Source organism: Pseudoduganella sp. R-34 (assembly GCF_049904655.1).
Classification (GTDB): Bacteria; Pseudomonadota; Gammaproteobacteria; order Burkholderiales; family Burkholderiaceae_D; genus Rugamonas.
The window spans coordinates 6744493-6761199 of sequence record NZ_CP184572.1 but is presented as its reverse complement, the minus strand read 5'-3'; the positions used below and the strand labels follow the sequence as shown (position 1 = coordinate 6761199).

Annotated in this window: 11 protein-coding genes and 1 rRNA gene; 10 read left to right on the top strand and 2 right to left on the bottom strand. The window is 61.9% G+C overall.

What is annotated here, in order from left to right; translation table 11 throughout:
* Nucleotides 1-2: 2 nt before the first annotated feature.
* The 4 genes from ACN9MW_RS30910 (at nucleotide 3) to ACN9MW_RS30895 (ending at nucleotide 4329) form a co-directional block, all read left to right on the top strand.
* On the top strand, nucleotides 3-755 hold the full coding sequence (locus ACN9MW_RS30910) for a YfaP family protein (protein ID WP_426166220.1): 753 nt from the start codon (nucleotides 3-5) through the stop codon (nucleotides 753-755).
* A 125-nt stretch (nucleotides 756-880) separates the two neighbouring features.
* The gene (gene pedF / locus ACN9MW_RS30905) at nucleotides 881-1342 is read left to right on the top strand and encodes a cytochrome c-550 PedF (RefSeq protein WP_426166217.1); all 462 of its coding nucleotides are present in this window, start codon (nucleotides 881-883) and stop codon (nucleotides 1340-1342) included.
* 12 nt (nucleotides 1343-1354) lie between these two features.
* Nucleotides 1355-2170: a substrate-binding periplasmic protein gene (locus ACN9MW_RS30900; protein ID WP_426166214.1), complete on the top strand. Its 816-nt coding sequence runs from the start codon at nucleotides 1355-1357 to the stop codon at nucleotides 2168-2170.
* Entirely contained in the window at nucleotides 2167-4329 is a 2163-nt protein-coding gene (locus tag ACN9MW_RS30895; RefSeq protein ID WP_426166212.1) for a TonB-dependent receptor, read from the top strand. The genes ACN9MW_RS30900 and ACN9MW_RS30895 overlap by 4 nt, the downstream gene beginning before the upstream one ends.
* Here ACN9MW_RS30895 and ACN9MW_RS30890 read toward each other — a convergent pair.
* Complete coding sequence (locus ACN9MW_RS30890; protein WP_426166209.1) at nucleotides 4326-6455, bottom strand: TonB-dependent receptor family protein; 2130 nt, start codon at nucleotides 6453-6455, stop codon at nucleotides 4326-4328. The genes ACN9MW_RS30895 and ACN9MW_RS30890 overlap by 4 nt on opposite strands.
* A gap of 150 nt (nucleotides 6456-6605) precedes the next feature.
* On the opposite strand from ACN9MW_RS30890, the gene ACN9MW_RS30885 reads away from it, so the two are divergent.
* The 5 genes from ACN9MW_RS30885 to ACN9MW_RS30865 all read left to right on the top strand — a co-directional run bounded on the left by ACN9MW_RS30885 (nucleotide 6606) and on the right by ACN9MW_RS30865 (nucleotide 12666).
* On the top strand, nucleotides 6606-7544 hold the full coding sequence (locus ACN9MW_RS30885) for a beta-propeller fold lactonase family protein (protein WP_426166206.1): 939 nt from the start codon (nucleotides 6606-6608) through the stop codon (nucleotides 7542-7544).
* Nucleotides 7545-7671: 127 nt separating this feature from the next.
* The gene (adh, locus tag ACN9MW_RS30880) at nucleotides 7672-9192 is read left to right on the top strand and encodes an aldehyde dehydrogenase (RefSeq protein ID WP_426166204.1); all 1521 of its coding nucleotides are present in this window, start codon (nucleotides 7672-7674) and stop codon (nucleotides 9190-9192) included.
* A 22-nt stretch (nucleotides 9193-9214) separates the two neighbouring features.
* Nucleotides 9215-9607 carry a DUF779 domain-containing protein gene (locus tag ACN9MW_RS30875; RefSeq protein WP_426166202.1) on the top strand — a complete coding sequence of 131 codons (393 nt, stop codon included), beginning with the start codon at nucleotides 9215-9217 and terminating at the stop codon, nucleotides 9605-9607.
* 17 nt (nucleotides 9608-9624) lie between these two features.
* On the top strand, nucleotides 9625-11340 hold the full coding sequence (locus ACN9MW_RS30870; RefSeq protein ID WP_426172347.1) for a PQQ-dependent methanol/ethanol family dehydrogenase: 1716 nt from the start codon (nucleotides 9625-9627) through the stop codon (nucleotides 11338-11340).
* A 174-nt stretch (nucleotides 11341-11514) separates the two neighbouring features.
* A complete protein-coding gene (locus ACN9MW_RS30865; protein WP_426166199.1) occupies nucleotides 11515-12666 on the top strand; it encodes a porin in 1152 nt (383 codons plus the stop codon).
* 5 nt (nucleotides 12667-12671) lie between these two features.
* On the opposite strand, the gene ACN9MW_RS30860 is transcribed toward ACN9MW_RS30865, so the two are convergent.
* Nucleotides 12672-14612, bottom strand: coding sequence for a sigma-54-dependent Fis family transcriptional regulator (locus tag ACN9MW_RS30860; protein ID WP_426166197.1), 1941 nt, complete (start codon nucleotides 14610-14612; stop codon nucleotides 12672-12674).
* Between the two features lie 464 nt (nucleotides 14613-15076).
* Here ACN9MW_RS30860 and ACN9MW_RS30855 point away from each other — a divergent pair.
* A 16S ribosomal RNA gene (locus ACN9MW_RS30855) occupies nucleotides 15077-16607 on the top strand.
* Nucleotides 16608-16707: the final 100 nt, after the last annotated feature.

Sequence of the window (16707 nt, the reverse complement as noted above, 5' to 3'; positions counted from 1 at the left end):
ACATGAAGAAACTCTGCCTCCCGCTGTTGCTGTTGCCCGCCTGCGCCATGGCGCAAGTGAGCATTGAATCGCCCAAGAGCGGCTGGCGCCATTCGGGCGGCAGCGAGGAGCAGTACACCCAGACCGTAAATTACCCGGCATCGGTCGTGAACATGCAGCCAGGGCAGGCCGAAACGGCGCAGATCCGCGGCAAGATCGCGGGCGCCGGCCGGAACAAGCCGGCCAAGCTGATTGTCAACGGCGTCGCCATGCCGGTCGAGTTGCAGGAAGATGGCAGCTTTGCGCGTCCCTACATCTTCGGCCCCGGCTCGAACGGCGTCGAGGTGCGTTCGCCGGACGGCAAGAGCCGCGCGCGCAGCCAGTTCTACGACAGCTACAGCGGCAAGACCAAGTCGCGCCTGCGGGTTGTGCTGTCCTGGGACAGTCCGGGCACCGATGTCGACCTGCACGTGATCACGCCGAGTGGCGGCCACTCCTGGTTTGGCCAGCGCATGCTGCCCGACGGCAGCGGGCTGGATGTCGACGTCACCGGCGGCTATGGCCCGGAGATCTATTCCAGCCCGGCGCCGGCCAAGGGCAACTACCACGTCTATGTGAATTATTTCGGCGGCAACTCCGAGAAGCAGGTCATCACCGTGGCCACCGTCTCGATCATCACCAATGAGAACACGCCGAGCGAAAAGCAGCAGACCTTCATGGTGCCGCTGCGTGCCGCGGGCGAACTGACCCTGGTGAAGTCCTTCGTCTATCCCTGATGTGACACCTGGCCTGTGACAGGTGTTCCAAACTGGAGCAGCTGTCCTGCCCCACAAGGCGGAAAATCATGGCACGCCGTTTGCTCCTGCATGGGTATTACAACCACACCATGCAGGAGACATCCATGAAACGCCTGATCCTTGCCGTTGCCGCAGCGGCCGCAGTTACCACCTCATTGTTCGCCGTCGCACACGGAAATGTGACGCCGCAGGGCGTCGACACGACCGGCCTGCCAGTCCTCGGCGATAAATGGCGCGATGAAAACCCTTACAAAGACAACAAGCTGGCGCTGAAGATCGGCTCTTCCGCCTATAACCAGAACTGCGCCCGCTGCCACGGCCTGGAAGCAGTTTCCGGCGGCATTGCCCCCGACCTGCGCATGCTGGACCGCGATTGCGTCGGCATGCGCAACGAGACCAAGAAGCAGGCGTGCTACAAAGAGATCGACCGTTACTTCCTGACCTCGATCCGCGGCGGCAAGGTACGTAACGGCGCCGTGTACATGCCGCCGTTCGAAGGGGTCTTCAACCAGGAAGCCATGTGGGCCATCAAGACCTACCTGGAAACCCGTCGCGTTACCAACTGACGCGAGGCCGCCATGCTTATCCTGCGCCTGCGCGGCCTCCGCGCTATGCTGCTGATCTGCTGCGCCTTGCTGGTGGCTGCACTGCCGGTACATGCTGAAACCGGCATCCTGAAGGTCGCCGTCTACCAGGAGTTCGCCCCGTTCTCCGACAAAGGCCATGGCGTCGATGTCGACCTGGCTGCGGCCCTGGCCCGCAAGCTGTCGCTGAAACTGAGCCTGCTGCCTTTCCCTGCGGGTGAAAACCTGAACGACGACTTGCGTAATATGGTATGGAAGGGGCACTACCTGGGCTACGGCCCGGCGGACGTCATGCTGCACGTACCGGTGGACCGCGCGCTGATGGCGTCCAACGACAAGGTGGAGATCTTCGCGCCCTACCACGTGGAGGCAGTGCGCCTGGTGCGCAGTGCACGCAGCATTCCCGTGTTCGATGGCATGGCTTCCCTCGCGGGCAAGCGCATTGGGGTGGAGCAGGTTTCCCTGGCGGGCATGGTGATGCTGGGGGAGGGGAATGGGCGTTTCCGCGACCAGGTGCATCTGTTCCACACGGCGGCCGAGGCTCTGCAAAAGCTCAAGGCCGGTGAGTTGGATGCGGTGCTGGCGACGCGCTCGGAGATCGAATCCGAATTGCGAGGCGACCCTGCTTTCCCGGTGGAGCAGGTCAGTTTCCAGCGCCTGCCGCGCGCCGGGTGGGCGGTTGGCATGGCGGTGCGCAAGGACAATACTGAGGCGGCGCGCAAACTGCAGGCGGCCTTGAATGAACTGGCTGCCAGCGGTGAGCTGAAGGAGATCTTTGCGCGCCATGGCGTGCAACTGGCAAAGCCATGAAGCGCAGCGCCTTGGGCGGGCTGCTGGCGCTCCTTGCGGCGGCAGCGCGTGGCGAGGGAGGCGGTGCGGGCGGCGGAATTCCGTCGGTGGAGATCGTCGGCATTGCACCTGTTGCCGCCCTCGTCACCGACCGCCGTCTGCTGCCGTATGCCGTGCAGCTTGGCGCAGTACCGCTGCAGGGCGAGACCCTGGCGGAAACCATGGCGCGCACGCTAGCGGGCGTCAACCTGAATGAGGTTTCCGGCAGTCCCTACCAGCATGACGTGACGTATCGGGGCTTCCGGGCGTCGCCGCTGCTTGGCACTGCGCAGGGATTGTCGGTCTATCTCGACGGCGTGCGGGTGAACGAGCCGTTCGGCGATGTCGTGAATTGGGACATGCTGCCGGAAGCCGCCATCGGGAAAGTGCTGCTGGCGCCGGGATCGAACCCGCTGTATGGACTGAATACGCTGGGCGGGGCGCTGGTGCTGGTGACGCGCAATGGACGGGATGATCCGGGCGGCAGCATCAGCGTCACTGGCGCCAGCTATGGACGTCGGCAAGTGGAGCTGTCGCACGGAGCGCATAGCGATGGCGGATGGCACAGCTATGTGGCGGCCACCTTGTTCCACGACCGCGGCTGGCGGGCCGACTCGCGGGGGCAGTTGGCCAGGCTGTTCGCCAAGGCAGGGCGCAGCGCGGGGCCTTTCGAATGGGACATATCGGTATTGGCAGGCGGCAGTCGGCTGGTGGGGAACGGCCTGCTGCCGGACGGCTTGTACCAAGCCGACCGGCGGGCGGTGTACACCAGTCCTGACCGCAGCCGCAACCAGTTGCGCCAGGTGCAGGCCAGCCTGCTCAGGCATCTCGATGGGGGAGCGCAGCTATCCTTGTCCGCTTACGCCCGCAGTAGCCGGCGCGATGGCGTGAACGGCGATGTCGGCGACGACGCAGAAGACGGCAGTAGCGGCGATCCGGTACCCGCCAGCTTCAACACGGCCGTGACACGGCAGCGCAGCCAGGGCGCAAATGCGAGCTGGCAGCGTACACTCGGTGCGCACCGGCTGGCGCTTGGGACGACGTTTGACCGCAGCAGCGTATCCTTCGCGCAGTTCAGCCAGGCCGGGGAGTTCGGCGCACGGCGCGAAGTGCTGGCGCTGCCCGGCAGCGAGCCGGAACTGGAAGCAGCTGTCGATGGTATGGCACGCAGCGCTTCCCTGTTCTCCAGCGATACCTGGACGCTTGGCAGTGACTGGTCCCTGACCGCCTCCGCGCGTTACGCCTGGTCGCGCCTGTCAAACACCATCCGGCACGATGACGGCGCGGGGCAGCACGAACGCTTCACCTACCGTAAGCTGAATCCAGCGCTCGGCGTGACCTACCAGGCGGCCCCGAAGCTCACGCTGTTCGCCAATGCCTCCCAAAGCAACCGCGTACCGACCGTGATCGAACTGGGATGCGCGGACCCCGAGCAACCCTGCCGCTTGCCAGTCGGCCTGCAATCGGACCCATACCTGAAGCAGGTCTTTTCACGTACCGTGGAAGCTGGCGCTCGCTGGAAGCAGGATGGTCAGCAAGCTTCGCTGGCCATCTATCGCACGCAAAACAGGGACGACATCCTGTTCCGCACAGCCGGCGTCTCCCAGCACGGCTACTTTGCCAACTTTCCCCGCACACGGCATCAAGGGGCAGACATCACGGCCAGCTTGCGCGCCGCCAGTGTGCAGTTGACGATTGTCTACAGCTTCCTCGATGCCGTGTACGGCGCAGATGGCAGCCTGTTCACCGGTAGCCGCGACGTGACGGTACGGAAAGGCACACGGATGGCAGGCCTGCCGCGCCACACTTTCAAGCTTGGCGCAGATTGGCACGTGTCGGAGGCACTGTCATTGAGCGCTACCCTGCACGCCGCCTCCAGCATGGCCATCCTTGGCAACGAAGATGGCGCGCGGCCGGGCTGGCGCGTTGGCGGCCATACCCTGCTTGGCTTGCAAGCCAGCTACCGTCCGAATGAAAAATGGGAATGGCAGGTGCGTATCAATAACGCCACCAATCGCCGATATGAAACCTTCGGCGCGATGGCTGCCGACTTCTTCTCCACAGGCCCGGCGCAAGAGGCCCGCTTCGTGGCGCCCGGCGCACCACGCACGGTGACAGCCGGGCTGCGCATCAATTACTAGAACTGGTACTGGGCGCTGACGCCCATCACCCAGTTGCGTCCGGGAGCGGCTTCGTAATAGCGCTTGTTGCTGTCGCCGACAATCACCGAACCGATGTAACGGCGATCGGCCAGGTTGTTCAGGCGCGCAAATTCGCTGATGCGCCATCCGCCTGTCGACTGCTTTGCGACCACACGCGCATTCAGGATGCTGTAGCCAGGCGCTGGCTTGTCGGCATTCGCATCTTCGGCATACACGCTCGCCACCGAAAGCGATTCCAACGCTGCAGTGAAGTGCTCGCCGCTGGACTTCCATGCCAGTTCGGCAAACAGGCTGGCGCGCGGCACGCCAGGCAAACGGGCGCCTTCACGCACGCTGCCAAAGGGCTTTTCGTAAGTCGCCTTCAGCAAGGTGGCTGCCACGCGCGCGCTGAAGCCAGCCCCCAGCTTGCTGTCCAACGATACTTCGGCGCCCTGGCGCAGGGTTTCGCTGGCGTTGCGGTAGCTGGTGCGGCCGCCACTCGAAGCATCGACCACCAGTTCATCGTGCGTGCGCACCTGGAACAATGCGGCATCGATTCGGGTGTCGCCGGCACGTGCCTTGATGCCTGCTTCGATGTGTGTGCTGCGCGCTGGCCGCAACTGGAAGTTGAAACCGGCGCCGGTGCCGGAATAGAACAGCTCATTCAAGGTTGGCGCCTCGAAGCCGCGCGCCGCCGTCGCATACAGGTTCACCGCCGGCGACAGCTTGTACAAAACTCCCAGCAGGGGCGTAGTCCGGCTGTAGCGCAGGGCGCCGCTGTCATTGCCATTGCCCAGGAAATGGTCGTCCACTGATACTCGCATGCGGCTGTGGCGCAGGCCCGCGGTGAACTGCCAGCGTTCGCCCTGCCATTCCGTTTGCAGGTAGGGATCGGTGTTCGACACCACGTCGTTCTCGTCGCGCCGCAGCTTGCCCTGCACGCCGAACGTATTGCCGATGAAATTCTCATACCCCTTGCGGTCATCGCTCGATCGGCCGTACTCGACGCCCACCGTGGTCGTCAGCCTGCCGCCGGCAAGTTCGCGCATGTCCTGCCAGTTGATGTCGGTGCCGTAGAAATCGCGGTCGAAGTCGACCACTCCGCCCGAATGGCTGGCCGGCGCCTGGAAGCCTTTGGAAAACGCCTGGAACTGCGTCACGCGGCGATTGCCGCCCCACAGGCCGACGTGCAGCCGGCCTGACTCGAAGCGCTGGTCCCAGCTGGCGCCTCCCTGCTGGTGGTCAATGCTCTTGCGGGTGTTATAGCGCTCCGCCAGCGTGCGCTTGGGTACTTGCGTGTCGGTGGCATCGATTTCGCCGGCACGCGGGTCGCGTTGCCAAGTGGCCCAGGTTACGCCCAGCGGGTCTTGCGTGTCCTCCTGGCGCAGACCGTTGGCGACCAGCACCAGCTTCGCACCGGGTAGCGGCTGCATGGTCAGCTTGGCCATCGCCTGGTCGCGGCGGGCGGCGCTGTGGTCGCGGTAACCATCGGTATCGAAGCGCGAGGCATCCAGCACATAGCCTATGCCGGCAGCGCTTCCTTGCGCATTCAGGTCGGTCTTGCGCAGGCCGTCGCTGCCAGCGGCAAAGCTGGCTTCCACCGTCGGCGCACCTTCGCCGTCGCGGGTAAAGAGCTGGATCACGCCGCCGGCATGGTTGCCGTAGATGGCGGAGTAGGGGCCGCGCAGCACCTCGATGCGCTCTGCCATGTCCAGGTTGAAGGTAGCGGCCTGGCCTTGGCCGTCCGGCATGCTGGCCGGGATGCCATCTGTGATCAGGCGCACGCCGCGCACGCCGAAAGCCGACCGGGCGCCAAACCCGCGCGAAGAAACCTGCAAGTCCTGTGCGTAGTTCTGCCGGTTCTGCACCACCACGCCTGGAACGGCGGCCAGGGACTCCGAGGCATTCACGCGCAACTGTCCGTCACGGATGTGCTGTGCATCGAGCACGTTGATCGCGGCCGGCAGGTCGAAGCTGGAATGCTCGACGCGGCTGCCGCTGATGACGACAACGTCGGCGATCGCAGCGCCTTCCGGCGTGGCTTCGGCCGACGCAGCATGCGCCAGCATGGGGGAAAACAGGCTGGCCAGCAGGGCGGCGATGGCGTTCAAGCGAATGGGGTTCATGTTCAGTCTCCTCGGATCGGTTCAGCGTGCCCGCTGCGCGGGTCTCCCGATCACATAAGCAATATGCCTGCCAAGCCAACGACAGGCCGCACGTTTGCTGGCATATCGCTTGCATAACTAACGGGCACACACCATACCAAAGGAGACATCATGAAGGCAAACCCGTTCGCAGCATTGTGTGCTGCAGGCGCCGCCAGCCTCGCTTTTGCCGCGCCATTCGCCTATGTGCCGAACGAGAAGTCCGGCACCATCAGCGTCATCGATACCGCAACCGATAGCGTGGTACGCCAGTTGAATGCCGGAAAACGGCCGCGCGGCATCGGCATTGATCCGGGCGGGCGCCAGCTTTTTGTCAGCGATGCCTCCAGCGGCAGCCTGCTGGCCATCGACAGCATGGCGGGCAGCAGCGTAACGCTGGCGCTGGGGCGCTCGCCGGAGGGCGTCAGCGTCTCGCCGGACGGCAAGCTGGTGGCGGTAGCCGTGGAAGAGGGCAATAGCGTGGCGCTGTTCGATGCCGTCACCCACGCGCGGCTGGCGGATATCCCGGTGCAAGGCCGCAATCCGGAGCACGCAGTCTTCAGCCCGGACAGCCGCTACCTCTATGTCAGCGCCGAGGAGGCGGAGCAGGTCGACGTGATTGACGTGGCGCAGCGCCGCCAGTCCGGCTCCGTCGCGGTAGGCCTGCGCCCGCGCGGGATCGGCTTCGCGCCCGATTCCAGCCGGGTGTACGTCGCGTGCGAGATGGCGAATGCAGTGTACGTGATCGACCCGGCCACGCTGCGCACGCTGGCCACCATTCCCGCCGGACGCAATGCAAACGGCATCGCCGTCCACCCGGACGGGCGTAGCGTGTACGTCTCCAACGGGATGGACGGCAGCGTGATGCGAATCGATACCGCCCGCAATGAAGTCACGGCCACGATTGCAGTCGGCAAGCGTCCCTGGAATATGGCTATCACTCCGGACGGCAGCAAGCTCTATGTTGCCAACGGCCGCTCCAACAATGTCTCGGTGATCGATACCGCCAGCGCACGCAAGGTGGCCGATATCCCGGTCGGTGAGCTGCCCTGGGGCGTGGTGATCCGTTGAATTGCGCAACAGTTGTTCAAGTTTGGAGCAGTTGTTGTTGCACGTCGCTTCGGCCGAGGAGCAAAACCCGCTGGCACGGCAATTGCGAATAAGGCAGTACCCACAACCACTCAATATAGAGGACGACATGAATCTCGCCGACATCAGCAAACTGGGCGTCGCCAATCCCTTCAAGACCCGTTACGACAACTTCATCGGCGGCAAATTCGTCCCGCCGGTCAAAGGCGAGTACTTCGCCAATATCACGCCGATCACCGGGCTGCCTTTCTGCGAGATCGCACGCTCCACCGCCGAGGATGTCGAGCTGGCGCTGGACGCCGCGCACGCCGCCAAGGCTGCATGGGGCAAGACTTCGCCGACCGAGCGCGCCAATATCCTGAACAAGATGGCTGACCGCATGGAGCAGAACCTGCAGCTCATCGCGACCGCTGAAACCATCGACAACGGCAAGCCGATCCGCGAAACGATGGCGGCAGACATTCCGCTGGCGATCGACCATTTCCGCTACTTCGCCGGCTGCATCCGCGCCCAGGAAGGGACGGTCGCGCAGGTCGACTCCGAGACCTATGCCTATCACTTCCATGAACCGCTCGGCGTGGTCGGCCAGATCATTCCATGGAACTTCCCGATCCTGATGGCGGTATGGAAGCTGGCCCCTGCGCTGGCCGCCGGCAACTGTGTCGTGCTCAAGCCAGCCGAGCAAACCCCGGCCTCCATCATGGTGCTGCTGGAGCTGATCGGCGACCTGCTGCCGCCTGGCGTGCTGAATGTGGTGAACGGCTTCGGCCTGGAAGCGGGCAAGCCGCTGGCTTCGAGCAAGCGTATCGCCAAGGTGGCCTTCACCGGCGAAACCGGCACCGGCCGCCTGATCATGGGCTATGCGGCGCAGAACCTGATCCCGGTCACGCTGGAACTGGGCGGCAAGTCGCCCAACATCTTCTTCGAAGACGTGATGTCGGCCGACGACGCCTTCTTCGACAAATGCCTGGAAGGTTTCGCCATGTTCGCGCTGAACCAGGGCGAAGTCTGCACCTGCCCATCGCGCGTGCTGATCCAGGAATCGATCTACGAACGCTTCATCGAACGCGCGCTGAAACGCGTGGCAGCGATCAAGCAAGGCAACCCGCTGGACCACGGCACCATGATCGGCGCCCAGGCTTCGCAGGAGCAGCTTGAAAAGATCCTGTCTTACATGGACATCGGCCGCCAGGAAGGCGCACAACTGCTGGCAGGCGGCGAGCGCCAAGTGCTGGCTGGCGACCTGGAAGGCGGCTACTACGTGCGCCCAACCGTATTCAAAGGCGACAACACCATGCGCATCTTCCAGGAAGAGATCTTCGGCCCGGTGGTATCGGTCACTACCTTCAAGGATGAAGACGAAGCGCTGGCGATCGCCAACGACACCCTTTACGGGCTGGGCGCCGGCGTCTGGAGCCGCGACGGCAGCCGCGCCTTCCGCATGGGGCGCGCCATCCAGGCTGGCCGCGTCTGGACCAACTGCTATCACCTCTATCCGGCCCACGCTGCGTTTGGCGGCTACAAGCAGTCGGGCATTGGCCGCGAGACCCACAAGATGATGCTCGACCACTACCAGCAGACCAAGAACCTGCTGGTCAGCTACAACCCTAACGCGCTGGGCTTCTTCTGAGGCAGGAAAGGCGGGGCGAAGCATGGATAACGCAATTGCCAGGGTCACGGCGACCGCACCGGCGCTGGAATTCATCGACCAGCTGCACCAGCGGCACGGACCGATCATGTTTTTCCAGTCGGGCGGCTGCTGCGACGGCAGCGCGCCGATGTGCTATCCGGCGGGTGAGTTCGACGTCAGCGAGACCGACGTCTACCTCGGCAGCCTGGGCGGCGCGCCTTTCTATATCGGGCTTGAACAGTACGGGTACTGGGAACACACCCAACTGATCGTGGATGTGGTGGCCGGCATCGGCGGCATGTTCTCGCTCGATAACGGCACCGGCAAACGCTTCCTGCTTCGTTCGCGCCTGTTCACCGACGAGGAGTGCACGGCACTCGGGCAAATAGACCATAAAAAAGGAGACAGGACGTGAAATACATCACCATCGGAATGCTGCTGGGGGCGGCGACGCTGGCGCAGGCTGCCAGCGTGACCACGACAATGCTGGATAACGCTGCGAAGGACACCAGCAGCGTGCTTTCCTCCGGCATGGGCTCGGAAGGGCAGCGCTATTCGCTGCTGAAGCAGATCAACACGCAGAACGTCAGCCGCCTTGTGCCGGCGTGGTCGTTCTCGTTCGGCGGCGAGAAGCAGCGCGGCCAGGAATCGCAGCCGCTGATCTACAACGGCAAGATGTTCGTGACCGCGTCCTACTCGCGCATCTTCGCCATCGACCTCAAGACCGGCAGCAAGCTGTGGAAGTATGAGCATCGCCTGCCGGACGCCATCATGCCTTGCTGTGACGTGGTCAATCGCGGCGCGGCGCTGTATGACAACCTGGTGATCTTCGGCACGCTGGATGCGCAGCTGGTCGCACTGGACCAGGAAACCGGCAAGGTAGTCTGGAAGGAAAAGGTGGACGACTACGCAGCGGGCTATTCGATGACTGCCGCGCCGCTGGTCGCCAATGGCGTGCTGCTGACCGGCGTTTCGGGCGGCGAGTTCGGCATCGTCGGCCGTGTGGAAGGCCGCGACCCGAAGACGGGTGAGCTGCTGTGGATGCGCCCGACGGTCGAGGGGCATATGGGCTACAAGTACGACAGCGAAGGCAAGGCAACGGAGACCGGCGTTACCGGCTCGGTCAACCAGTCGTGGCCGGGCGAGCTGTGGAAGACCGGCGGCGCGTCTACCTGGATGGGCGGAACCTACGATCCGAAGACTGGCCTGGCTTACTTTGGCACCGGCAATCCGGCGCCATGGAACAGCCACCTGCGCCCCGGCGACAATCTGTATTCCTCGTCCACCGTGGCACTTGATCCGAAGACTGGCGCCATCAAATGGGCTTACCAAAATACGCCGAACGACGCCTGGGACTTCGATGGCGCCAACGAGTTCGTTACCTTCGACATGGATGGCAAGCGTTATGGCGGCAAGGCCGACCGCAACGGCTTCTTCTATGTGATCGATGCCAACGACGGCAAGCTGCAGAACGCTTTCCCCTTCGTTCGCAAGATCACCTGGGCTAGCGGAATCGACTTGAAGACCGGCCGTCCGAACTACATCGTCGAAGGCCGTCCAGGCGACCCGACCAAAGGCGAAGAAGGCAAGAAAGGCGCATCGGTCTTCGCGGCGCCGGCCTTCCTTGGCGCGAAGAACCAGCAGCCGATGGCTTACAGCCCGCAGACAAAGCTGTTCTATGTTCCGGCAAACGAATGGGGCATGGATATCTGGAATGAGCCGATCAGCTACAAGAAAGGCGGTGCTTACCTCGGCGCTGGCTTCACCATCAAGCCGCTGTTCGACGATTACATCGGCGCCTTGCGCGCGATCGATCCGAAAACCGGCAAGATCAAGTGGGAAGTGAAGAACAACGCTCCACTGTGGGGCGGTGCGATGGCGACTGCCGGCGGCCTGGTGTTCTATGGCACGCCGGAAGGCTACCTGAAGGCGCTTGATGCGCAGACCGGCAAGGAACTGTGGAAGTTCCAGACCGGCTCCGGCGTGGTGGCGCCGCCAATTACCTGGCAGGACGGCGGCACGCAATATGTGGCCGTGGTTTCCGGCTGGGGCGGTGCGGTGCCGCTGTGGGGCGGCGAAGTGGCGAAGAAAGTCAATCTGCTTGAACAGGGTGGCTCGGTGTGGGTCTTCAAGCTGGCGCCGAAATAAACGATCTCCATGTGTTGCATTAGCGGCCTGCGGGCCGCTTTTTTTTTGAACAGCGCTGATCCGATATTGCGCAGGTCGGAGCGAATTCTTCATACGCTCCCTAGCGCGCCGAACCGGCACGCAAATTGCCCTGTCCCTTGTGCAGCATCCATCAATCAAACCGAGGAGACAACAATGAAGAAGATCGTGCTTGCCGCCACTGCCGGCGCAATGCTGGCCCCTGCAGTCCATGCCGTGGATATCAAGGCCGGCGACTGGAACGTGAATGTTGGCGGCATCGTCAACGCGTACTATACGTATGTGTCGTGCAGCGGCGATGCAGTGGGCGGCCTGGCGCTGGCGACTGAAGGCATCGGCTGCGGTGGAGAAGATCGCCGCACCACCATCGGCAACGGCTTGCTGCCGAATGGACTGGTTACTTCAGCCACCACGAAGCAGTCCGGCTTCGACATCAAGGCGCACATTGGCATCTATCACGCAACGGCAACCGACAGCGCCATCGCGCAGAACAGTGAAGTCGACGTGCGCCAGGCGTATTTCAGCTTCGGGAATGCTGACCTGGGGACTTTCAAGCTGGGGCGGGACAACGGCATCTTCGGCGCCAACGCCATCTTCGGCGACATGACGCTGATCGGCGCCGGCGCACCGGTGCAGGCTACCCAGCGCGGCCGGGTCTCATTGGGCCATATCGGTGCGGGCTATGCCTACGTTGGCTACTACGGGCAAATGGCATACAGCTCGCCCAAGCTGTCCGGGTTCAGCGTCGATGCCGGCGTGTTCAATCCGGTGGCGGATTCACCAATCGTGTCTGCGGCACAGTATTCGACGCGTTCCAATCCGCAGGTCCAGGCCCAGCTGACTTACGCCGATGGCCTGCTGAAGGCGTGGATCGGGGCGAAGTCGCAGAAGTTCAAGGCGGTCGCAGTCGGGGCCAGCGACTTCACCATGTCCGGATGGGAGGCGGGAGCTTCGTTCCAGCAGGGTGCCTTCGGACTGCTGGCGAACTACGAGGGCGGCAAGGGCCTCGGTGTGCTGTCGGATGCGGACCAGGGGAATGTGCGCAGCAAGCACTGGCTGTTGCAGGGCACGTTCAAGGCTAGCGAAAAGCTGAAGCTGGGCCTAGGGTATGGCATCAGCAAGAACGACGACAACACTGCGGGAACGAACGGGTTGAAGTCGAACGCCAACCTCACGGCTGGCGCCTATTACGCGCTGACCGGCGCAATAACACTGGTGGGCGAAGTGGGGCAGACCCGCTCGAAATCCTTCACCGGTGGCGAGGCAAAGATGAATGGCGCCGCTTTCGGCGGCATCCTGTTCTTCTAACCGGCCTACTTGAGATGGGGCAGTTTGCGGTAGATCGTGTTGCGCGAAACGCCCAGGGCGCGTGCCGTGGCGGAGACATTGCCGCCATGCGCTTCCAGGGTCCGCACGATCAGGGCCTGCTCCATGTCTTCCAGCCGCGCGCCGGTGCAAGGCATGGTGGCCGCAGTGGCGGCTACGCTGGCGGCGGCAGGGGCAGCGGCAGCAGCAACAGGAAACTCCACCTGGGCCTCCCGCATGTCGTCGAGGAAATCGTCCGGCATATGCTGCAGGCCGATCTCGTCCTCGTCGCCGGCCATGACCACGCCGGTGCGCAGCAGGTTGGTAAGCTGGCGGAAGTTGCCCGGCCATTTATGGCGCAGGAAGAGCTGCATGAGGTCTGGCGCGACGGTATAGCGCTTGCCGCCACTGTCGGTCGTCAGGATCTTGTTGACCACGGTCTCGAGGTCGGTGCGTTCGCGCAGCGGCGGCAATTTCACAACCAGCCCGTTCAGGCGGTAATACAGGTCTTCGCGGAACAGGCCCTTGGCCATGCGGTCGCGCAGGTTGTGGTTGGTGGCGCAGATTACTTCCACATTTACCGGAATCGATTTGTCGCTGCCCAGTGGCGTGACCATCCGTTCCTGCAGCACGCGCAGTAGGCGGGCTTGCAATGGGAAGGGCATGTCGCCAATTTCGTCGAGGAATAGGGTGCCGCCATTCGCCTGCAGGATCTTGCCGACTGCGCCCTTCTTGCGCGCACCGGTGAACGCCCCGTCCTCATAGCCAAACAGTTCCGACTCGATCAGGGTCTCTGGAATCGAGGCGCAGTTGACCGGCACGAATGGCCCTTGGGCGCGCGGCGAGTCGTTGTGAATGGCTTGCGCCAGCAATTCCTTGCCGGTGCCAGTCTCCCCCATGATCATGATCGGGATGTCTTTGCCCAGCACGCGGGTGACCTTGTCGATGACCGCCTCAAGCTGCTGGTCGCCGGTGCGCAGGTAGCGCAGGCCGGACAGGCGGCGCGCCGTGTGGGCCGGATTGGTCTGCGCCGGGTGGCTTTCCTCGCGCGCCGAAATGATCGGGTGCTGGAAGTGGTTGTTGGCCAACCGAAGCTGGGCGCGGCCGAACACGCGCACGCCACTATGCAGGCACAGGTCCAGCAGTCCCGGCGCCGCAGTGCGGTAATGGTCGAACAGCGCCGACACCGGAAGGCCGAACAGGGAGCTGAAAGTATGGGACTGCAGCGCCGCGAACGACAGGCCAAGCTGGAATAGGCCGGCGCGGTTGGCTGCGATGAAGCGGCCGCCGGGGGTAAATGAGGCGATGCCCTCCATCAGGGTGCCTATAAATTCAGCACGGGCGTGGAAGTGCAGGGTAATGACGTCTTCGAAAGCGGCGGCAAACAGCTGGTTCTCCACCATCAGGGCCGACATCCGTACCAGGGCCATGGTGTGCTTATGGAAGGAGCGCTGGTCGCCCGAGACATCGAGCACGCCAATCACATTGCCGGCATGGTCGGTAATTGGTGCCGCGGAACAGGTCAGGAAGTGGTTGGCTTGCAGGAAATGTTGATCAGCATGCACCAGGGCCGGCTTGGCTTCGGCGATGGCGGTGCCGATCGCATTGGTGCCTTTACATTGCTCGGACCAGGTGGCGCCGGCCTGCAAGGCGACCCGATTGGCCTTCTCCAAAAAGTCCTCGTCGCCAAGGGAGTGTAGGATCACACCTTTGGCGTCCGTCAGGATCACCATATTGTGAGTGTTCACGATCTGCTGGTAGAGCGTTTCCATTGCCGGCACGGCATGCGTGTGCAACAAGCGGTTCTGCTCAATGATATTGGATAGGGAGCAGCGGTCGATGGGGCCCAGGTCTACGTCGCTGCACGGATCGAGGCCATAAGTGCGTGAGCGCAGGTGCGCAGTCTCGATGATTGCGTTGTTCACATTTGGAACAGTTTCCTGTTGCATGTCTCCCCCAGCAGCCTTTGCGGCTTTCTTTAATGTAGCACCTGTGTCAAAACTGAACAAAAGCAGATTGCCAGACGCGTTGCATTGTTAAGCAAGCAAACAAGATGCCAGATACCCCTTGCGCTCTGGGAGCCGGTCGGCTATAGTTCTGTCCCTCGCAACGCAGCGCAGTCAAACGACAACGCAGCGAAGCGAAAAAGAAGGGGTTGACGAGTTGCACGCTGTACCGCATAATCTCGCTTCTCTGCTGCTGACGAACACAACGCTTCGTCGAACAAACAGGCAGCGATCTTTAAAAATCAACAGTCGATAAGTGTGGGCGTTTGACGATATGCCCGGACCTTCGGGTCCGATGCTCAAAATATACGTTATAACGCTCGCACAAAATAAACGTAAATCTCGAAAGAGATTTCGTCAGTATTTTGAGTGAGTGACCTCGGTAGCAATATCGAAAAACAGAGATTGAACTGAAGAGTTTGATCCTGGCTCAGATTGAACGCTGGCGGCATGCTTTACACATGCAAGTCGAACGGCAGCGCGGGCTTCGGCCTGGCGGCGAGTGGCGAACGGGTGAGTAATATATCGGAACGTACCCAAGAGTGGGGGATAACGTAGCGAAAGTTACGCTAATACCGCATACGATCTAAGGATGAAAGCAGGGGATCTTCGGACCTTGTGCTCCTGGAGCGGCCGATATCTGATTAGCTAGTTGGTGAGGTAAAGGCTCACCAAGGCAACGATCAGTAGCTGGTCTGAGAGGACGACCAGCCACACTGGAACTGAGACACGGTCCAGACTCCTACGGGAGGCAGCAGTGGGGAATTTTGGACAATGGGGGCAACCCTGATCCAGCAATGCCGCGTGAGTGAAGAAGGCCTTCGGGTTGTAAAGCTCTTTTGTCAGGGAAGAAAAGGGTCTGGCTAATATCCAGATCTGCTGACGGTACCTGAAGAATAAGCACCGGCTAACTACGTGCCAGCAGCCGCGGTAATACGTAGGGTGCAAGCGTTAATCGGAATTACTGGGCGTAAAGCGTGCGCAGGCGGTTTCGTAAGTCTGTCGTGAAATCCCCGGGCTTAACCTGGGAATGGCGATGGAGACTGCGAGGCTAGAGTTTGGCAGAGGGGGGTAGAATTCCACGTGTAGCAGTGAAATGCGTAGAGATGTGGAGGAACACCGATGGCGAAGGCAGCCCCCTGGGTCAAAACTGACGCTCATGCACGAAAGCGTGGGGAGCAAACAGGATTAGATACCCTGGTAGTCCACGCCCTAAACGATGTCTACTAGTTGTTGGGTCTTAATTGACTTAGTAACGCAGCTAACGCGTGAAGTAGACCGCCTGGGGAGTACGGTCGCAAGATTAAAACTCAAAGGAATTGACGGGGACCCGCACAAGCGGTGGATGATGTGGATTAATTCGATGCAACGCGAAAAACCTTACCTACCCTTGACATGGCAGGAATCCTGGAGAGATCCGGGAGTGCTCGAAAGAGAACCTGCACACAGGTGCTGCATGGCTGTCGTCAGCTCGTGTCGTGAGATGTTGGGTTAAGTCCCGCAACGAGCGCAACCCTTGTCATTAGTTGCTACGCAAGAGCACTCTAATGAGACTGCCGGTGACAAACCGGAGGAAGGTGGGGATGACGTCAAGTCCTCATGGCCCTTATGGGTAGGGCTTCACACGTCATACAATGGTACATACAGAGGGCCGCCAACCCGCGAGGGGGAGCTAATCCCAGAAAGTGTATCGTAGTCCGGATTGTAGTCTGCAACTCGACTACATGAAGTTGGAATCGCTAGTAATCGCGGATCAGCATGTCGCGGTGAATACGTTCCCGGGTCTTGTACACACCGCCCGTCACACCATGGGAGCGGGTTTTACCAGAAGTAGGTAGCTTAACCGTAAGGAGGGCGCTTACCACGGTAGGATTCGTGACTGGGGTGAAGTCGTAACAAGGTAGCCGTATCGGAAGGTGCGGCTGGATCACCTCCTTTCTAGAGTCGGCATCAGACTCAAACGTTCACACTTATCGGCTGTTGTTAGGTACTGGTCAAACGTAAGCCTTCGGGTTTAGGTTTGAGTAGTAACGTTCTT